The sequence below is a fragment of the Parasphingomonas zepuensis genome, assembly GCF_036663735.1.
In the GTDB taxonomy this organism is placed as follows: domain Bacteria; phylum Pseudomonadota; class Alphaproteobacteria; order Sphingomonadales; family Sphingomonadaceae; genus Sphingomonas.
This window is the reverse complement of record NZ_JAXOJO010000006.1, coordinates 40852-59787: the sequence shown is the minus strand read 5'-3', so window position 1 is coordinate 59787 and position 18936 is coordinate 40852. Positions and strand designations below refer to the sequence as shown.

Sequence of the window (18936 nt, the reverse complement as noted above, 5' to 3'; positions counted from 1 at the left end):
ATAGCGCGGGTGAAAGCAGGACAATCGGGAAGCGAGCTTGGCTATGTCGCCGCGATCGACGGGTTGCGTGCGATCGCGGTGGTTTCAGTGATCTTCTATCATCTTTGGCCCGGTGTACTGCCCGGCGGGTTTACCGGGGTGGATATCTTCTTCGTAATTTCCGGGTTCGTCGTAACTGAATCCCTGAAGAACCGGCACGCTGACAGCCTGGGGCAGCTGCTGCTGTATTTTTACGCGCGGCGCTTATTGCGGATCATGCCGGCGCTTATCGTCATGTTGCTCGTGACGATTTTCGCCATGCAGTTGTTTGTCCCGTCCACCTGGCTCAATCACAGCGCGCTGCTGACCGCCGAGGCAGCCTTTTTCGGGTTGAGCAATGTCGTCCTGGCGCTCGACAGCGATACGTATTTTGCGACGCAGGCGTCATTCAATTTCTTCACGCATAGCTGGTCGTTGGGTGTGGAGGAGCAGTTCTATTTCCTCTTTCCATTCCTGCTGTTCCTGCAATTGCGAACGCCGCAGCCAAGCTGGCGCCTTCCGGGCGCACTGCTTCCGGTCGCGGTGCTTACAGCGGTGTCGCTCGTCCTTGCTGCCATGCTTTCGGCGTTCAGCCCGAAGCTCGCATTCTATCTTATCGTTTCGCGCTTCTGGGAACTGGGCGTCGGGATGTTGCTGTCGCTGACGCTCGCGGCATGGCGCCCGCGCGTGGCGGCGTTCGGCCAATCCGGCCAGGCGGTTCTCCTCTTCGCAAGCATGCTTCTGATGGCGGCGGGCCTCGCCCTTCCGGTGACCCGCGGATTTCCCTTTCCGCTTGCCCTGCTGCCTGTGCTCGGTGCGGCGGGTGTCATCGTAACGGTCTGCGCCCTGCCTATGTCGCGTCCCGCACGATGGCTCAGTCGCGGCGGGCCGGTGTGGATCGGCCGGCTCTCCTATTCGCTGTATCTCTGGCACTGGCCGGTTTTTGTGTTTTTCCGCTGGACGATCGGCCTTTCGGGGCTGCTGGAGCAGCTTGCCGCGCTCACAATCGCGGTAGTGGCGGCAATGGCCTCTTATCGATTCATCGAGCAGCCGTTCCGGCGACATCGCCGGGTGACGGCAATGCCGCGCGGGCGCGTCGTCGGGAGCGCGGTGTGCAGCATCCTGGCGGCTTCCGCCGTCGGGCTGCTGCTTTTCGCGGCCCATGACCGCATCTCCCTGAGCGTCACGCGCGATCATGCGCTCTGGTACGCCGAGCATGACCGGCCGCTCGACGCGATGGCGAGCCATTGCACTCTGAAAGAACAGGAAACCGGGATCGGGGGCGGTACGGTGCGGTCGTGGACGCCCGATGTCTGCGGTACGCGCCGAGCGGGATTCGCCATCTATGCGTTCGGCGATTCACACAATGTGGCGTACGCTCCCGCCTATCGTCAGCTGGCCGGGGAGCTTGGGGCACCAGTTCGCGCGTACTCCCTCAATGCCTGCCCCTTCCTGACGCCCAATAGTCGCGGCCCGGTGAGCGGTGAGCGGTGTACGTTGTTTCACGCTGCCGTGCTCGACGATCTGCAGAGTCGTCTTCGTCCCGGCGATGTCGTCTTCATGCCGGGGCTGAGGCTCACCCGCTTCGTCGGCCAGTTCGGTGCGGTCGATTTCCCCGGGGGACGGCCAGGTGATGCCGTGTGGCCGGAAGTTCGCGCGGACGTTCGCGGTAAGCTGTCGAATTTGTCGCGGACCGGTGTGCGATTCATTTTCGAAGCGCCCAAGCCGATCTTTCGCGTTCCGGCGTTTCGATGCGCCGACTGGTTCAACCGAACCAACCCCGATTGCAGCGCCGGTTTCGCGATTGCGAAGCCGGAACTGGAGCGGCTGCGGCTGCCGGTTCGATCCGCGATGGTCGATCTCGCGGCCGAAATACCTGCGCTATCGGTTTGGGATCCTTTCCCGGTCCTGTGCCCGTCAGATCCCTGTCGTGCGCTCGATCACCGAGGGCGCCCTCAAGTCTTCGATGGCGATCATTTGAGTGGTCACGGCAACGATATTCTATATGCAAGCCTGCGCGACGCGATCCTAGACCGGGCAAACGGTGGTGGTGTGTCGACCGTCTCTTCCAGTGCCGTTCTCGACGAGGGACGGCCGAAAAAGATTCAAGTACGGTAAAATCGAGTTCCCCGAGGCCACGCCAAGTCTGTGGGAATAGGTCTGCGCAACCGGGCACCCGGGCAAAATTATGCTCGGGTACCCGGCGAACAGCGCCAATAGTCGCGAGTGTCAGGCCTTGAGGCCCTTCGCCATGTTGAGATGGGCGGTGACGGTCGGGACCAACTCGGCGGCAAAGGCCTTCAGTTGCGGAACGTCGCCACTAGCCGAATAGGCCTTTAGCGCATCGAGCGTCGCCTGATGACCGTCGACCTGCGCCGTCTTGTAGGCCTGGTCGAAATCCGCCCCAGTCTTCGTCTTGAGTGCGTCAAGCGTGGCCTGCTGCTCGGCGGTGAGGGTAGGATCGGGCGTGAGGGCCGGGGTCGCGGTCGCCGCAGCCGTCTTTAGCTTGGCGGTCGAGCCGGTGTGCGCCTCTATCATCTTGGCGGCGAACGCCTTGATCGCCGCGGACGTCGAGGTGGCCTGGGCAAGTTGCGACGTCGCGATCTCGAACGCGTCGCTGCTGGCCGCCGCGTTCGCGAAGGTCTGTCCGGCGCTGGCGGCGGGCAGGGCGGCCGGCACAGCGGCATTGGTGGCATCGCTGCTGACGATGGTCGTATTGTCGATGCTGGTCGTTTCCGTCTTCTTGCCGCAGCCGGCGAGAGCCAGCGCTGCCGTCGAGGCAATGATCAGGGTTCCGTAGCGCATGATATCCTCCTCCTGTGTCACGCTTGTCGCGTCGGCCGAACAACCGCCGGGGCGTGGCAACGTTCCGGCCGACATCACCTTCGTTGGTCTCAAGAGGTGCCGAGCCCCGCCTGCATGGACCTTTTCGACCGCTCCGCGGTTCATGGTCCAGCCCGGTTTTCCGGCCGACAACGATCATGGGAGAGTGACATGGGTATCTTCGGCAGCATCATGGACAAGATTTTCCACCATGGCAGCAAGCCCGCCCCGCAGGCTGCTCCGGCTTCTGCCGCACCCACGCCTGCGGCTCCGGCAGCGCCCGCGGCGGCCCCAGCAGCGGCTCCCGCCAGTGTCGATGTCGGCGCGGTGTTGTCCGAAATGGCTTCGCTCAAGGGCGGCGGGGGCAATTACCAGACGTCGATCGTCGATCTCCTGAAACTGCTCGATCTCGATTCCAGCCTGTCGGCCCGCAAGGAACTGGGCCAGGAACTGGGCGTCCACGCCGGCGCAGATGGCAGCGCCGAGCAGAACATCGCGCTGCACAAGGCCGTGATGGCAAAGCTTGCCGAAAATGGCGGTGTGGTGCCGGACAGCCTGCGGAACTGACACGCCCTGTATCAATCACGTCGTCACCGATCCGCTGATCGGTGACGACGGCAGGCCATGCATATTTAGCTTGTGGTTCATTTAGTGCTAAATTAATGAAACGCCATCATCCGGGCTTCAGCTCGGCCCGGGCCATCAATAATGAGCGCCGGGTTCGGGAGAGGACTTACCGAAAGGCGTTTCCACAGTGTCACATGACGGTATCGCGCTGGGCTCGATCCTGGCGCACCATGCCCGCCGATCCCCTTCCCGAACCGCCTTGATCATGGGTGACGTCGCCGTCGGTTTCGACGAGCTGGACGCGCGCGCCAACCGGCGCGCGCGGATGATGGCGGCGCACGGCGTCGGGCACGGCGATTTCGTGACGGTCGCGCTGCCGAACGGCCTGGAATTCTACGAGACCAGTTTCGCCCTCTGGAAGCTGGGCGCCATTCCGAACATCGTCTCCGCAAAGCTCGCGCGTCCGGAAATGGAGGCGATCCTGGATATCGTCAGGCCCAGGTTATTCGTTGGCTCGCCGCACCGCCCTGGCATCCCCACGCTTCCGGGAGATCGGTCCGCGCTCGACGCCTATTCGGCCGATCCGCTACCGGAAGCGGTTTCCCCACATTGGAAGGCGATGACGAGCGGCGGCTCGACCGGGCGGCCCAAGGTCATCGTGGATGCCATGCCGGCGCGGTGGAATCCCGAAGAGGGCTTTCTCGGTCAGCATCCGGGCGACGTCATCCTCAACCCGGGGCCGCTCCATCACAATGCGCCGTTCCACTGCGTTCACATGGGCCTGTTCGTTGGCGCCACGATCGTCGAGATGGGCAAGTTCGATGCGCTTCGCGCGCTCGAGTTGATCGAGGCTCACGAAGTTAACTGGGTGACGATGGTTCCGACGATGATGCACCGCATCTGGCATCTGGGACCCGAGATCCTGTCACGCTTCACGCTGCCCAGCCTGCGCATGATGCTCCATATGGCCGCTCCGTGCCCAGCGTGGCTCAAGGAGGCATGGATCGGCTGGCTCGGGAGCGAGCGGGTCTGGGAATATTACGGCATGACCGAGGGCACGGGGTCGACGATGATTTCGGGCACCGACTGGGTGGCGCACCGCGGTTCGGTCGGTCGCGCTCGCGCGGGATATGAGATCGCGATCCTGGACGAGGCGGGGCGGCCATCCCCGACCGGCCAGGTCGGCGAAATCTATTGTCGCCCGGAGAAAGGTCCCGGATCGACCTATCATTATCTCGGCAGCACCTCGAAGCGCCTGGGCGATTGGGAAGCGACCGGCGATCTGGGGTCGCTGGATGCGGAAGGCTATCTCTATCTTTCCGACCGTCGCAACGACCTGATCATCTCCGGCGGCGCGAACATCTATCCGGCCGAGGTCGAGGCAGCGATCGATGCGCATCCCGATGTGCGGACCAGTGCCGTGATCGGGCTGCCGGACGAAGAATGGGGCGCGCGGGTCCACGCCATCGTCCAGCCGATCGACGGCGCGGTGCTGGACCAGGCCGAGATCCTGACCTTCCTGGCCGAGCGGCTCACGCGGTTCAAGCTGCCCAAGAGCATCGAGTTCACCAGTGATCCATTGCGTGACGAAGCCGGAAAGGTCCGCCGGGCCGCGCTGCGCGACGCGCGGTTGAACGGCGCCGTGAGGCCGGCCGTCCTGTCGTGAAGGACAGGACGGCGTGGCTCAGGCCGCAGCCGGCTTCCTGCTCCTGTAAACCGCGTCCAGCCCGCCGGCCATGAAGGTGACGAACCGATCGCGAACTGCCTCGAAATCGTCCGAGGCGCATAGATTGTCCGACAGGCGATCGATGCGGCCAGTCCGCGACAGGATCAGCGAATAGGCGCCGGAGGTGAACTGGAAACTCCAGAACAGATCCTGGGGTTCGGCATCGGGCAGGGCCTTTTGCAGCAGGCCGATGAGGCGAAGCACCAGGGGATCGAAATAGGTGTCCATCTTTTCCGCGCCATAGCCGGGCGCGTTGTTCACCTGGGAGAAGATCCGGCCGAAGTTGCGCCAGCCCTCATCCCCGTTGATGTAGACGTCGAACGCCCCATCATAATAGGCCCGCAACGCACCCTCGACGGTCGGATGATCGCCGACCTCGGCTTCATATGCGTCCAGCCCGGCCGTCCGCGTGACGACCGCATAGTCCACGCGGCGCTCGAAGACGGCATCGAACAGCGCTTTCTTGCCGTCGAAATAATAATGGATCAGCGCGGGATGGATGCCCATCTTGTCGGCGACATCCTTGATGGTCACGCCGAAATAGCCGAGCTGCGCGAACAGGTCCTCGCTCGTGTCGAGGATCAGCTTCAGGGTGCCCGCCCGCTGCTCCGCGCGCGTGCGGCGGCCTTCTGGTTTTTGCGCTGCTGCCATAATCTCCGGCCTTCCTGATCGGACGTGTCCGGGGAGGACGCCATCCACCGGTTCATTCACCGGGAACGATGGGGCGGCGGCCTCATCGGGTCAAGCGACGGCGGCGTTCCGCACAAATTTCATTTAGCACTAAATCAATGAACTTGACAGTCGGAGACACGGCCGTCTAGCGTTGCCCAACGAGACAAGGATCACGGGCTGCACGCCGGCATCAGCGCGATGCCGAATGGAAGCCTGTGCGATCGCGAGGGGATAAGGCCGACCATGTCACGCAGGCTGATAGCGACGGGTGCGATCCTGCTCGCGGCGCTGCCCGGCGCCGCGCTGGAGGCCCGTAGTGCATCGCCTTCGCCCGCCGCGGCCGTTGCGGGGGAAGCATCGCCGCAGGCAGTGCAGTCGCTGCTCGATTCCTATGTCGCATCAGGCAAGGCACCGGGCATCGTGGTGGCGATAGGTTGGGGCGATGCGCCGCCGGTTTTTATTCATGCCGGCAAGATCTCCGACGATACCGGGGCGCCCGATACAGGCCCGGATAGCCTGTGGCGCATCTATTCGATGACCAAGCCGATCACGGCGATCGCCGCGATGATGCTCGTCGAGCAGGGCAAGATCGGGCTCGATCAGCCGGTCAGCGATTTCATCCCGGCGTTCAAGTCGGTGCGCGTGCTGGATGCGCCGGAAACGTCGCTCGCGAGCCATCCGGCGGGCCGGCCCGTCACGGTGCGGCACTTGCTCACCCATTCGGGCGGCCTTGCCTATCAGTTCCTGGTGAGCGGGCCGGTGCGCAAGGAATATGAGCGGCTCGGCCTGCTCGGCGGGCGTGCCGACGCGGTGGCGAGCAAGGTGCAGCCGGCAACCCTGGCCGAGTTCGCGGACCGGGTCGCCAGCGTGCCGTTGCTCGCCGAGCCCGGGACCAGATGGAATTATTCGGTCGGCGTGGATGTGCTCGGGCGCGTGATCGAAGTGGCGTCGGGCGAGCCTTTCGATCGCTTCGTGCAGGCGCGCGTTCTGAAGCCGCTCGGCATGACCTCGACCTACTGGACGGTGCCGCAATCCGAAACCGCGCGCCTGTCGACCGCCTATGCGTGGGCTGGGGAGCGCCGGGTGCCGATCGATGCAGGCGCGACGACGGACTGGCTGCATCCGCCAAGGCTTCCTTATGGCGGCTCCGGCCTCGTTTCGTCAGCGCGGGATTATGATCGGCTGCTTCGGATGCTCGCCGGCCATGGCAGTCTCGGCAAGGTGCATCTGCTGCGGCCGGAGACGGTCAGGCTGGCTCTGTCGAACCTGCTGCCCGAGGGCGTGCACGTCGTCGCGAACGGCACGCCCGACACTGCGCTTGCCGAGGGCTTCGGTGCCGGCGGGTGGGTCTATCTCGCCGACGTGCCGCACGGGGTGAGCGCCGGAACCTATGGCTGGTTCGGGGCGGCGGGCACCATTGCCTTTCTCGATCCGGCGAAGGGGCTGCGGGTCACGGTGATGACCAATTATTTCCCGGCGAACAAATGGCCGCTGTACGGCGATGTCGTGAAGTCACTGTATTCAAGCCAAAAATAGAATTCGAAATGATAATAGAGAGGGAGGATTTCATGGCGAGGACCTGGAATATCAGCAAGCGGATCGCGCTGTCCGGCACGGCGTTGGCGGCCACCGCGCTTTTCGCCGGGGCGCCGGCCTGGGCCCAGACGTCGATTGCGGGGCAGCAGGGTGAGGACGCGGCGGCTGACGCATCCGAACAGACCCCCGACATCATCGTGACCGGATCGAGCATCCGCGGCGTGCCGCCGACCGGATCGAACCTGATCAGCGTGACGCGTGAGGACATCAAGACCATCGGCGCCACCACCACGCCCGATCTTCTCGCCAGCGTGCCGCAGCTGAACAGCTTCAACACGGCGCCAAGGGCCGCCAATGGCGGCGCCGGCTCCTTCGCGCCCGGCCTTCGCAGCCTGCCTGCCGCAACGACGCTGGTGCTGATGAACGGCCACCGTCTGGTTGCCGGCGGGGCGAACGAAACCAACCCCGATTTCCCGCTCATCCCCGATCTGGCGATCGAACGCGTTGAGATCGTCGGAGACGGCGCATCGTCAGTCTATGGTTCTGACGCGATCGCAGGCGTCGTGAACTTCATTACCCGCAAGCGCGCTTCGGGCGTCGAGGCCAATGTCCGCTACGGCATGTCGGACGATTTCCACTCCTTCAGCGCGAGCGGCCTCGTCGGAAAGGACTGGGGAAGCGGATCGATCCTGGCCGCATATCAATATGCCGAGAACGGCAACATCACCGGCGCCGATCGCCGCTATCGCGTCACGGATTTCCGGCCCTTCGGTGGAGTCGACACGCGGGGGACGAGTTGTCCGTCGCCCAATGTGCTGGTCGGCGCGACCGTCTTTGCGGCACCCGCGCTGGCCCCGAACACGGTCAATTATTGCGACAATGGCGGGCCGGTCGATCTGTTCCCGAAAACTCGCCTGCACAGCGCATTCCTGACCGCCCGGCAGCAGATTGGCGACAGCGTCACGCTCTGGGGCGACATTCTCTATTCGGACCGCAAGGACACCGTGCAGGCGGCGATCCCGCCGCAGACGGTCGTGCTCACCGCCGCCAATCCCTTCTTCCGCGCACCACCCGGGACGGGCGCCCTTTTCGAGACGATCTTCTACCGCCCCGACAATATCGTCGGGTCGGACCATTTCGACCAGACCTATCGGGTAAAGACGGGCAATTCGTCCGCCGGCGTCGATGTGAAGCTCGGCGATTTCAACCTGAGCGCATATGGTACGTATGACTGGGCGAGGCATGACGCGTTCCAGCCCATGATCAACCCGGTTGCGATCGCCGTCGCGGCGGCAGGCACCACGCCGGCCACGGCGCTCGACCCGTTCGGCCAGGGCACCTCTCCGACGGTCGCCAATGCCATCACCAATTATTCGACCAGCGTTACCATCCAGCAGCGCACCAAGCTGGGCGCGATCAAGATCGACGGGCCGCTCGCCGATCTGCCCGGTGGCCAACTCAAGATCGCGGCCGGCGCGGAATATCGGCGCGAGACGTTCCAGCAGCGCGGCTTTGTCGGCGCGACGCCGGTGCCCGAGAATCTCGGTCGGGACATCAAGTCGGTCTATGGCGAGATATTCCTGCCGATCTTCGGGGCGGGCAACGAGGCGCCGCTGCTGCATCGCCTGTCGGTATCGCTGTCCGGTCGATACGATCACTACAGCGATTTCGGATCGACCAGCAATCCGAAGGTCGGGGTCAACTGGGATCCGCTCGAGGGACTCACCCTGCGGGGCACCTATGGGCGCTCGTTCCGGGCGCCGGGCCTGCGCGATGTCGGTGCCACCGTCGGCGCCTATTATCTCGATGCCGCCACCGCCGCCGTCGCGGCGCGCGATCCGAGCCGGGGTGCGGCACAGGTCAACACCGTCTATCTGCTCGGCGGCAACAAGTCGCTCCAGCCCGAAAAGGCCCGCACCTATTCGTTCGGCATCGACCTGCAGCCGCGGTTCCTCCCGGGCTTCCATGCCAGCGCGACCTTTTACGACATCAACTTCACTGACGTGATCGGAACGCCGCCGACGAGCCTGGTCTTCACTGATCCCACCTTCGCCTCGGTCGTCTATCGCGATCCGTCCACAGCGCAGCTCGCCGGCCTGTTGGGCATCGCAGTCCCAGTCAATCTGCCGACGCCCCTGCCGGCCATCGGCAATGCGCTCGATCTGCGTCGCGGCAATTTCGGCGTGCGCAAGACCAACGGCATCGACTTCGATATCGGCTATCGGCGGCCGACGGGCTTCGGCGCTCTCTATGTTGGCGTGACCGGCAATTATATCCTGAAGTTCGACACGCAGCTTTCGCCGACAGCGGCCGTATCGAACAGTTTGAAGCTTGGCGTGCCGCGCGCTACTTTCCGCGCCTCGCTGGGCGTGACGGCAGGGCCGGTGAATACCGCCGCGTTCATCAATTACCGCGATGGCATCACCAACCTCTACGCCACGCCCACCGGCACGAGCAGCTTCACGGCCGATCCCTATACCACGGTGGATCTGCGCCTGGGGGTGACGCTCCCCGATGTCGGCTTTGCCAAGGGGACGTCGCTGGCGCTGCAGGTCAATGATCTGTTCGACAAGAAGCCGCCCTTCTTCCCGGCGACGGACGGCATCGGCGGCACCTACAACCCGATCGGACGCTTCGTCGCACTCAACCTGCGAAAGGCCTTCTGATCCTGTCCGAACCATGTTTGCCGGAGGGGAGGGCGACCATCGGTCGGTCCTCTCCCACGCCACCCGATGTTGACCTCTGTGCGGCCGGAGCGCCCCATTTCATGACCAGTGATGCTGTGCGCCGTCCCCAAGGTTTCGATCCAGCGAAGCTCGCCGGCATCGGACCCGCCCTGCAGGCGTTCGTCGATTGCGGCGAACTCGCCGGGATCGTGACGCTCACCTCGCAGGGCGGCGAGATCGTCCAGTCCGACGCGATCGGCTGGAGCGATATCGAAACCGGCATCCCGATGCGGCCCGACACGCTATTCCGCATCGCTTCGATGACCAAGCCGATCACATCGGTCGCGGCCCTGATGCTGGTGGAAGAGGGCAGGATCGCGCTCGACGATCCGGTCTCCCGCTGGGTTCCGGAACTCGCCGACCGCCGGGTGCTGCGCGATGCCGCCGGGCCGATCGACGATATGGTGCCCGCCCGGCGCGCGATCACCGTCGAGGATCTGCTCACCCATCGCTCCGGCATCGCCTATGCGCCTTTCTCGGAAGGTCCGCTCCAGCAGGCCTATGAGACGGCGCTCGGCAATCCGGGGATGAACCGGCTGACGCCCGACCAGTGGCTGGCCGCGCTCGGGACGCTGCCACTGGCGTATCAGCCCGGCGAGCGTTTCCACTACGGCCATTCGAGCGACGTGCTTGGCTTCCTGATCGGTCGGGTTGCGGGCAAGCCGTTTCGCCAGGTCCTGCAGGAGCGGATATTCACCCCGCTCGGCATGCGGGATACCGACTTCTGGCTCCCCTTCGAAAAGCGGAGTCGCCTTGCCAGCCTGTATGGATTTAATGAGGAGGCGGGCAGGCTCGCGAAGATCGAACCGGAGATGTACGACGAACCGCCGGGTTATACGCCGGGCGGCGGCGGGCTGATTTCATCGGCATCCGACTATCACCGGTTCGCGCAGATGCTCCTTGGCGAAGGCGCCCTTAATGGGGTCCGTCTGTTGCGCCCCGAGACCGTGCGCCTGATGGGGACGAACCGGCTGACCGATGCACAGCGCCAGATACCCTTTGCCGGCATGCCGCTTTGGCAGAAATCCGGATTTGGGCTGGGACTCTCGATCGCCGAGGACCTGATCGACAATCCTTATGCGTGCGGCGCCCCGGGCTCGATAACCTGGCCGGGCATATTCGGCACCTGGTGGCAGGCAGACCCGGCCAACGACCTGATCATGATCTACCTGATCCAGCATCAGGTGCCGGTTTCGGCCCATTCGGGATCGACCATCGCCACGGGCCGCGGCGCAGCCGGCCGCCGCGCTTTGCCAGTATATCAGCGTGGCATCTATGACGCGTTGGGGACGACGCCCTGGCCCGCGCCTGTACCGGCCGGGCCTGGACGATAGATGCACAAGGGAATTTCCCAGGAGGGCGCCGTGGCCGGACAATCTGCCAGCCTTGTTGACGAAGAGGCTGCACAGGCGGCCCGGAGCGTGCCGCTGACGCGGCGCTTCAAGGCGGCCTATGGCGCGGGTTCGATGGCCGACGGTATCGTCACGGCTGGATTCGGCTTCTTCCTGCTGTTCTACCTCACTGCCGTTTGCGGCATGTCCGGGACGATGGCGGGAACGGCGAAGATGATCGCGTTGCTGGTCGATGCCTTTGCGGATCCCGCAATCGGGCTGGCCAGCGACCGGATACGGTCGCGCTTCGGGCGCCGGCTCCCTTTCATGGTCGGCGGTCTCGTGCCGTTCGCTGCAGCCTTCGGCATGCTGTTTTCGATGCCCGCGCTGAGCGGCGGCGCACAATTCCTCTATGTCACCGTCTGCCTCATCGCCTTGCGGCTTTCGCTCTCCTTCTTCGTGCTGCCGTTCACCGCGGTCGGCGCCGAGGTGACCGACGATTATCGCGAGCGCGCCAGCATCGTGTCGTATCGCCTTTCCTTCCAGAGCGCCGGCATCCTGTGCGGCGTTGTGCTGGGGCTGGGCGTCTTCATGTCCGGCGCGTCGGGGCTGCTGGAGCGCGCCAATTATGTGCCCTTCGCCTGGTCCTGCGCGGCGGTGATGATGGTGACCGGCCTGATCGCGATCGGCGCGGTGCGGCGAGCGCTGCCGCGGCTGCACGGCGCCCGGCCTGACGATAGCTCTTTCCTTGCCGGTTTTAGCCGCGAGTTGGTGGAGCTGGCGCGGAACCGCTCGTTCCTGCTCCTGTTCGGAACGGTGCTGATCTATTTTCTCGCCTATACGACATGGACCTCGCTCGCGCTGCACGCCGCCCGCTATTTCTGGAAGCTCGATTCGTTCGCGATCCAGTGGGTCGTGCTGAGCGCGACCTTCGGGCCGCTGCTCGGCGCGCCGATCAGCGCCATCGCCTTGCGCCATATCGAGAAGCGGACGCTCTCGATCGGCGCCTTCCTGGCGATCGCGCTGCTGCAGATGTGGCCGCCGCTGTTGCAACTCTACGGCCCGGCCCCGCTGGCACCTGCGACCGCGGCGGTGATGCTGTTCGTGAACGGCCTACTTGTCGGCACCGCGATCATGGTGGGCGGCGTCGGCTTCCAGTCGATGCTCGCGGACACGGCCGACGAACATGAGTGGCTGTTCGGCGTGCGGCGGGAGGGCCTGTTCTTTTCCGGGCTGACGCTTGCCTACAAGGCTTCGGCTGCTTTGGGCGGCCTGATTGCCGGCGTGGCGCTCGACGCGATCCGCTTCCCGACGGATCTCGCCTCAAAGGGACCGGCGGTGGTCATCCCCGGCGAGGTGCTGGCGAAGCTGGGGCTGATCGCGGGGCCGCTTCCCGCGGCCTTCGCCGCGCTCGCACCGCTGTTCCTGTTTGGATACCATCTGACCCGGAAAAGGCATGCGCAGATCATCGCGGATCTGGAGCAACGCCACGCGAAGAACGCCGGGGCCTGAGCAGCGCGTATCTTTTGTGGTCCGCGATCACGAGCCGGCCAACAAATGCGTTGAAGGTGGACCAGATGACGCAGCGGATCGATCTGAATTGAAGGGTGGCGGTCGTCACGGGGGCAGGGGGCGGCCTCGGCCGTTGCCATGCGCTGCTGCTGGCGAGCCGCGGTGCGCGCGTCGTGGTCAACGATCTGGGCGGGAATGTTGCCGGGGTCGGACGATCATCCGAAGCCGCCGAGGCCGTCGCAGCGGAGATTCGTGCCCTGACGTGCACCTGATGGGCGCGGTGATCTGTACCAAGGCGGTGTGGGATCACACGCGCCAGCGGGATTATGGGCGCATCGTCTTCACGACCTCCTCGTCCGGGCTGTTCGGGAACTTCGGCCAATCGAACTATGGCGCCGCCAAGATGGCCATGGTCGGCCTGATGCAGACACTGGCGATCGAGGGCGCGCGATCGAACATCCGGGTCAATTGCCTCGCGCCAACGGCCGGCACGCGCATGCTGGAGGGAATATTGTCCGACGAGATCCTCGCGGTACTCACGCCGGAATTCGCAAGTCCGGCGATCCTGGCGCTCGTCGCGGAAGACGCTCCGACACGAACGATCCTGTGCGCGGGCGGAGGCAGTTTCGAGCAGGCACAGGTATCGCTGACGCGGGGAATCCATATTGGCGGCACCGATGGAGAAACCGCGGATGCGCTGTTGGCGCGGCTCGACGAGACGGCGTCAATGGAAGGGGCAATCATCCCGGGCGACGCCTTTGCCCAATCCCGCCTGGAACTTGAAAAGGCAGGTTCCGCGCGGGGCCGGGAGGAAAATTCCTGAGGCAGCGCGACGCCGCGGCGTTGCTCGACCTAAGGCGCAAAAAGCTGGCCGACATACGCGACAATTAGTGATACCGGTATCTCGAAATAGCGATCTTTGTGTAGCATGGGTGAAGCGTTAACCTCCTCGATCCGGCGGATATTATTAGCGATCTGACCGAAATTCCGCCTAAGCGACGCACGTTCGAAGCGGCGGTGAAGGGGGCCGAGGGATAGTATTTCTCCCCTTTTAGCAACGCGCACCAGAACCACTGAAGCTCAGGGATATTTTGGTACCGGTATCTATCTTGCTCCCGGCAAGCTATGCTACGGCCGCAGGAAGTCGGCGATCCAAGCCGGCACTGACCTGGGAGGAGAGGGAATGCGCACTTTGCCGGAAGGGCGCGCGCGGTGGCTGGCGCGGAACGTGCTGGTGCATGAGCCCGCGCTGCGTTCCAGGCTTGCGCACTGGCGTTTGCCGGATGGGCTGGATGCCGACGATGTCGTGCAGGAATGCTACGCGAAGCTGGCTGTGCTGCCGGACGTTTCGGGCATTCGCGAGCCAAGGGCCTATCTGTTCCAGGTCGCCCGCTCGATCCTCCTGATGCACATTCGGCGATCGCGCGCCGTATCGATCCAGGCGGTCGAGCGGATCGAGGATCTGGGTATCGCCGCTGACGAGGTGAGTCCGGAGACCCAGGCGTCCGACCGCGATCAGTTGCGGCAGCTGGCGATCGCGATCGCCGAACTGCCCGAGCCCAGCCGGACGGCGTTCAGGCTCAGGACGATCGAGGGGCTGGGACACCGCGATATTGGCGAACGGCTCGGCATGTCGGTAAATGCGGTGCAGAAGAACCTGGCGAAGAGCCTGGCGTTGCTGTCGATTCGGTTGGGGCGAGGCGGAATCCTGCCGGCTGATGCATCTGGTACCCATAGTGTCCGGAATATAAAGAACGACGATGCCCATGCGCGAGAAGGCCGCCGACATTGATGCAGCCGCAGCCGAGTGGGCGATCCGCGCCGAGGATCCGTCGTTCGGCCCGGATCAGCAGCGCCGTCTCGATGCGTGGCTGGAAGCGGACATCCGCCATCTCGGTGCCTTTGCCCGCGCTCAGGTCGTGCTCGATCATGCCGCGCGGGCACGCGCTTTAGGCCCGTCCTACCGGCCCGAGGATTTTCTGGCGCCGGAATTCGAGGATGACGGGACCAAGCTGATGTGGACCCGGCGCAAGGTAGTCGCGGCGGGCGCCGGCGGGGTGGCTGTGGCTGTGGCGACCGCGCTGGGGATCAGCACGCAGGCGGCCGCGAAGACTTTCCGTACCGAACGCGGCGAGGTGCGGCTGATCCCGCTGGAAGATGGATCTTCGGCGACCCTCAATACCGATTCCGAAATCTCGGTCCTGTTTGGGGCCGTGCGCCGCGCCGTCACCGTCACGCGGGGTGAGGTATTGTTCGACGTGGCCGGGGATTCGGCGCGGCCGTTCGTCGTGGATGCCGGCAATGCGCGGCTGATGACGGACCGTACCAGCTTCACCGTCAGCTGCATCGCGCGGCGCCCGGTCGAGATCCTCGTCCGGCGCGGCTCTGTCGCCGTCAGCCGCCGGGCCGGCGCCGCGGCACCGCTGCTGCGGGTCGATGCCAACGAGAATGCATCGATCCCTGCCGACGGCGCGATCACCATGCATGCGGTCGCGCCGCAGGAAGTGACCCGGCAGCTTGCCTGGCAGGAGGGCATGCTCTCGTTCGACGACGTCACGCTGCGCGAGGCTGCGGACGAATTCGCGCGCTATAGCGACCAGCATATCTATTTCGCTGACGACAAGGTCGCGGCTGAAACCGTGACGGGGCGCTATGCCGCCAACAATCCGCGCGAGTTCGCGCGCGGGGCGGCGCTGAGCCTTGGCCTGCAGGTCGAAACCCGGCCGGACGGCGTCCTGCTGCACCGTTAGATCGCATCTTTTTTCGACCCTCGGCGCCGCGCGGCGGCTGATTGGCCGCGGCTCGCGCATCCTACCATCAACACCGCAGGCCCCGCGCCGCATGACCGGTGAACGAGGGAGGATTGATTGTGACCGAGATCGCCAAGAGACTGGCCTGTGCCGCCGCGGTTGGGGCACTCATCTGGTCCGTGGATGCAGCGGCGCAGCAGCGCGTCTTCGACATCCAGCCGTTGCCGGCGAACAAGGCCGTGCTCGAATTCGCCCGCCAGGCCAATGTCCAGATCGTCGCGCCAGGCGGCAAGATCCGCGCCGTCCGCACGCGCCGGGTCAAGGGCGTGCTCGAGGTGATGAGCGCGCTCGAGACGATGTTGCGCGGGACGGGACTTCGCGTCCTGGCGCGCAGCCCATCGACGATCACGCTTGGCTACGTCCCGGGGGAGGCGGAGACACTCGCGCCGACCGGCCAGGTCACGCCGCCAGTGCCGGCACCGTCACCCGAGCCCGTGGATCAGGTGGAGCAGCCGCAGGCGGACATTCTGGTCACCGGATCGCGTATCGTGCGCAGCGGCTATTCGGCGCCGACCCCGCTGTCGGTCATCAACAGCGACGACATCGAGCGCCGCGCCGCCTCCAGCATCGGTTCAGTCCTGCAGGAAACGCCGTCCTTCCGGCCGAGCCAGAATCCGACCGCGGCGCGGACCTTCACCAACAGCGGCTATTATGCCGATCTGCGCGGCCTCGGGGCCAATCGCACCCTGGTGCTGGTCGATGGCCGGCGGTTCGTGCCGACATCGTCGGTCGGCACGGTCGATCTCAACATGGTGCCGACGATGTTGGTCGATCGCAGCGAGATCGTGACCGGCGGCGCATCGGCGGCCTGGGGTTCTGACGCCGTCGCGGGTGTCGTCAACGTCATCCTGAAGAAGAAGCTGCAAGGGGTGATCGGCGAGGTGCAGGCCGGTATTTCTGAAGTTGGCGACGGCTTCAACACCAAGCTCTCGCTGGCCGGCGGCAGCAGCTTCGCGGGCGGCAACGGGCACGCTATGCTCGGCGTGGAATATACCACCGACGACGGCATCGGCGACAATTACACGCGCGACTGGGGCCGTGAGGAATGGTGGTTCGTGCAGAACCCCGGCTTTGCCACCAACGGCAAGCCGGCCACGATCTGGACCAAGAACGTCCATTATTCTTCACAGACTCCGGGAGGCCTGATCGCCACCGGCCCGCTGCGCGGCACCGCTTATGCAGCGGACGGCACGCCGTACCAGTTCGGCTTCGGCGAGGTGTATGGCGACGACCAGATCGGCGGGGACGGCTACGGCATCAGCTCCTGGACCGGCGTCAATATCCGCCAACCGATCAACCGCTTTGTGGCGCTGGGGCGGGTCAGCTACGATATCGGCGACACCACGCTCTTCGCCGAGGGCAATTACGCCAAGATCCACTGGAAGGTGCCGAGCGTCGGCACGCGCAACTTCGGCACCCAGGCGCCCAGCACCAGCGCCTTTGCCCCGATCGTGATGCGGACCGACAACCCGTTCATTCCGGCCGCGACCCGCGCGGCGCTGAACGCGCTGCCGGTGCCGATCGCCTCGTTCCAGGTAGGCCGCTTCGGCACCGAGAATTTCCAGCAGATCACGACGAAGGACAATGAAACGGTCCGCGGCGTGACTGGTGCGGAGGGCAAGATCGGTGATTTCAAATGGGACACCTATGCCCAATATGGCCACAACATCTTTCAGCGCGGGGTGGTCGGCCAGCGCGTCGAGGCGAACTGGCGCCGCGCGATCGATGTGACGACGGTGATGCAGGGCGGGGTCGCGGTGCCGATCTGCCGCGACCTGATCAGCCCCAACGCCGATGTGCGCGCGGCCGCGGCCGGCTGCGCGCCCTATGACATCTTCGGCACCCAGGCGGCGAGCGCCGCCGCCAGGGCCTACGTCACCGGCCTGTCGGAGCAGCGGCAGAAGACGTCGCAGGCGGCGTTCGCCTTCAACGTCCAGACCAGCCCGTTCGATATCTGGGCCGGGCCGGTCTCCGTCGCGACCGGTGTCGAATATCGGCGCGAGGCGTTGCGCAACCGATCGAGCCCGCTCGAGCAGGCGCGGGCGTTTTCGAGCGCGAACACGGCCAATGTGGACGGCAATTTCAACGTCAAGGAAGCCTATCTCGAAACGCTGATCCCGCTCGTCCGCGACGTGCCGCTGCTGAAGGCGGTCGACCTGAGCGCCGCGGTGCGCCTTGCCGACTACAGCACCAGCGGCCGCGTCACGACGTGGAAGGTCGGCGCGACGTGGGAAGTCAACCGGGAACTGCGCTTCCGGGCGACCCGGTCGCGTGACGTGCGCGCGCCCAATCTGACCGAATTGTTCACCCCGGCGACCTCATCCAATGCGCGGGTGATCGATCCCTTCCTCAACACGGCCTACACCGTGCGGACCTATTCGACCGGCAACACCAGCCTGGACGTGGAAACGGCCGACACGCTGACGGCAGGCGTGGTGTTCCAGCCTGGCTGGGCGCCGCGGCTGCAGGCTTCGGTCGATTATTATTCGATCGATATCGGCGGCGTGATCAGCACCTCCGGCGCGCAGATCGTGCTCGACTCCTGCTTCGCCGGGCGCACCGATCTGTGTGGCCTGATCTCGCGGCCGACGCCGACCGGGAACATCGTCCAGATCGACACGCCGTTCCTCAACCTCAACCGCTTCAAGACCAGCGGGATGGATTTCGAACTGTCCTACCGCCTGCCGCTGTCGGACATCAGCTCGCTGCCGGGCAATGTCGGGCTGCGGATGCTCGGGACCTATGTGTGGGATTTCACGCTGAGCGACAGCAGCGGATCGATCGACCGGTCGGGCCAGAACCCGACGCCGGTCACCGGGACCACGACCGGCGTCGCCGATCTGCTGGTGAACACCACGCTGACCTACGACACCGATGATTTCGGCTTCAGCCTGCAGGCGCGGTACATCAATGGCGGCAAGATCAACAATGCGGCGGTGCCGGGCACGGCGACCAGCCTGAACATCAATTCGATCCCCAGCCGCACCTATTTCAACCTGGCCGGGCATTGGACGCTGATCGAGAACCAGGACAGCAAGCGCAAGGTGGAGCTGTTCGCGACGGTCGACAACCTGCTCGACAAGGACCCGCCATTCCCCTCGTTCGACGGCATTTATTACGACCTGGTCGGGCGCGCTTATCGGGGCGGAATCCGCTTCCGCTACTGAGTTTCCGTACACGGGAACACTGAATCAGCCGCTGATCTGTCCGGAAAT

Annotated in this window: 12 protein-coding genes and 1 pseudogene; 11 read left to right on the top strand and 2 right to left on the bottom strand. The window is 64.9% G+C overall.

What is annotated here, in order from left to right:
* Positions 1-9 precede the first annotated feature (9 nt).
* On the top strand, positions 10-2136 hold the full coding sequence (locus U1769_RS20885) for an acyltransferase family protein (protein WP_332719954.1): 2127 nt from the start codon (positions 10-12) through the stop codon (positions 2134-2136).
* A gap of 111 nt (positions 2137-2247) precedes the next feature.
* Here U1769_RS20885 and U1769_RS20880 read toward each other — a convergent pair whose 3' ends face one another.
* Complete coding sequence (locus U1769_RS20880; RefSeq protein WP_332719953.1) at positions 2248-2823, bottom strand: DUF4142 domain-containing protein; 576 nt, start codon at positions 2821-2823, stop codon at positions 2248-2250.
* A gap of 189 nt (positions 2824-3012) precedes the next feature.
* On the opposite strand from U1769_RS20880, the gene U1769_RS20875 reads away from it, so the two are divergent.
* Positions 3013-3408: a DUF3597 domain-containing protein gene (locus U1769_RS20875; protein ID WP_332719952.1), complete on the top strand. Its 396-nt coding sequence runs from the start codon at positions 3013-3015 to the stop codon at positions 3406-3408.
* 187 nt (positions 3409-3595) lie between these two features.
* Complete coding sequence (locus U1769_RS20870; RefSeq protein WP_332719951.1) at positions 3596-5074, top strand: AMP-binding protein; 1479 nt, start codon at positions 3596-3598, stop codon at positions 5072-5074.
* 18 nt (positions 5075-5092) lie between these two features.
* Here U1769_RS20870 and U1769_RS20865 read toward each other — a convergent pair whose 3' ends face one another.
* The gene (locus U1769_RS20865; RefSeq protein WP_332719949.1) at positions 5093-5785 is read right to left on the bottom strand and encodes a TetR/AcrR family transcriptional regulator; all 693 of its coding nucleotides are present in this window, start codon (positions 5783-5785) and stop codon (positions 5093-5095) included.
* A 264-nt stretch (positions 5786-6049) separates the two neighbouring features.
* Here U1769_RS20865 and U1769_RS20860 point away from each other — a divergent pair, with 264 nt between their 5' ends.
* From U1769_RS20860 to U1769_RS20820, 8 genes and pseudogenes are all read left to right on the top strand, one after another.
* Positions 6050-7342: a serine hydrolase domain-containing protein gene (locus U1769_RS20860; RefSeq protein ID WP_332719948.1), complete on the top strand. Its 1293-nt coding sequence runs from the start codon at positions 6050-6052 to the stop codon at positions 7340-7342.
* 32 nt (positions 7343-7374) lie between these two features.
* Positions 7375-10008, top strand: coding sequence for a TonB-dependent receptor plug domain-containing protein (locus U1769_RS20855; RefSeq protein WP_332719947.1), 2634 nt, complete (start codon positions 7375-7377; stop codon positions 10006-10008).
* Positions 10009-10109: 101 nt separating this feature from the next.
* On the top strand, positions 10110-11402 hold the full coding sequence (locus tag U1769_RS20850) for a serine hydrolase domain-containing protein (protein WP_332719946.1): 1293 nt from the start codon (positions 10110-10112) through the stop codon (positions 11400-11402).
* 30 nt (positions 11403-11432) lie between these two features.
* The gene (locus U1769_RS20845) at positions 11433-12911 is read left to right on the top strand and encodes an MFS transporter (RefSeq protein WP_332719944.1); all 1479 of its coding nucleotides are present in this window, start codon (positions 11433-11435) and stop codon (positions 12909-12911) included.
* A gap of 95 nt (positions 12912-13006) precedes the next feature.
* A pseudogene (locus tag U1769_RS20835) lies at positions 13007-13734 on the top strand (SDR family NAD(P)-dependent oxidoreductase).
* A 360-nt stretch (positions 13735-14094) separates the two neighbouring features.
* Positions 14095-14703: an RNA polymerase sigma factor gene (locus tag U1769_RS20830; RefSeq protein ID WP_332719941.1), complete on the top strand. Its 609-nt coding sequence runs from the start codon at positions 14095-14097 to the stop codon at positions 14701-14703.
* The gene (locus tag U1769_RS20825; protein ID WP_332719940.1) at positions 14672-15661 is read left to right on the top strand and encodes a FecR family protein; all 990 of its coding nucleotides are present in this window, start codon (positions 14672-14674) and stop codon (positions 15659-15661) included. Before U1769_RS20830 ends, U1769_RS20825 begins: the two co-directional genes overlap by 32 nt.
* Before the next feature lie 119 nt (positions 15662-15780).
* Complete coding sequence (locus tag U1769_RS20820) at positions 15781-18888, top strand: TonB-dependent receptor domain-containing protein (protein ID WP_332719939.1); 3108 nt, start codon at positions 15781-15783, stop codon at positions 18886-18888.
* Positions 18889-18936 lie beyond the last annotated feature (48 nt).

Bases quoted from the DNA above. Each gene is read 5' to 3' on its own strand.
- U1769_RS20880 (WP_332719953.1), bottom strand. From the start codon at position 2,823: ATGCGCTACGGAACCCTGATCATTGCCTCGACGGCAGCGCTGGCTCTC.
- U1769_RS20850 (WP_332719946.1), top strand. From the start codon at position 10,110: ATGACCAGTGATGCTGTGCGCCGTCCCCAAGGTTTCGATCCAGCGAAG.
- U1769_RS20855 (WP_332719947.1), top strand. From the start codon at position 7,375: ATGGCGAGGACCTGGAATATCAGCAAGCGGATCGCGCTGTCCGGCACG.
- U1769_RS20825 (WP_332719940.1), top strand. From the start codon at position 14,672: ATGCCCATGCGCGAGAAGGCCGCCGACATTGATGCAGCCGCAGCCGAG.
- U1769_RS20860 (WP_332719948.1), top strand. From the start codon at position 6,050: ATGTCACGCAGGCTGATAGCGACGGGTGCGATCCTGCTCGCGGCGCTG.
- U1769_RS20875 (WP_332719952.1), top strand. From the start codon at position 3,013: ATGGGTATCTTCGGCAGCATCATGGACAAGATTTTCCACCATGGCAGC.
- U1769_RS20830 (WP_332719941.1), top strand. From the start codon at position 14,095: ATGCGCACTTTGCCGGAAGGGCGCGCGCGGTGGCTGGCGCGGAACGTG.
- U1769_RS20865 (WP_332719949.1), bottom strand. From the start codon at position 5,785: ATGGCAGCAGCGCAAAAACCAGAAGGCCGCCGCACGCGCGCGGAGCAG.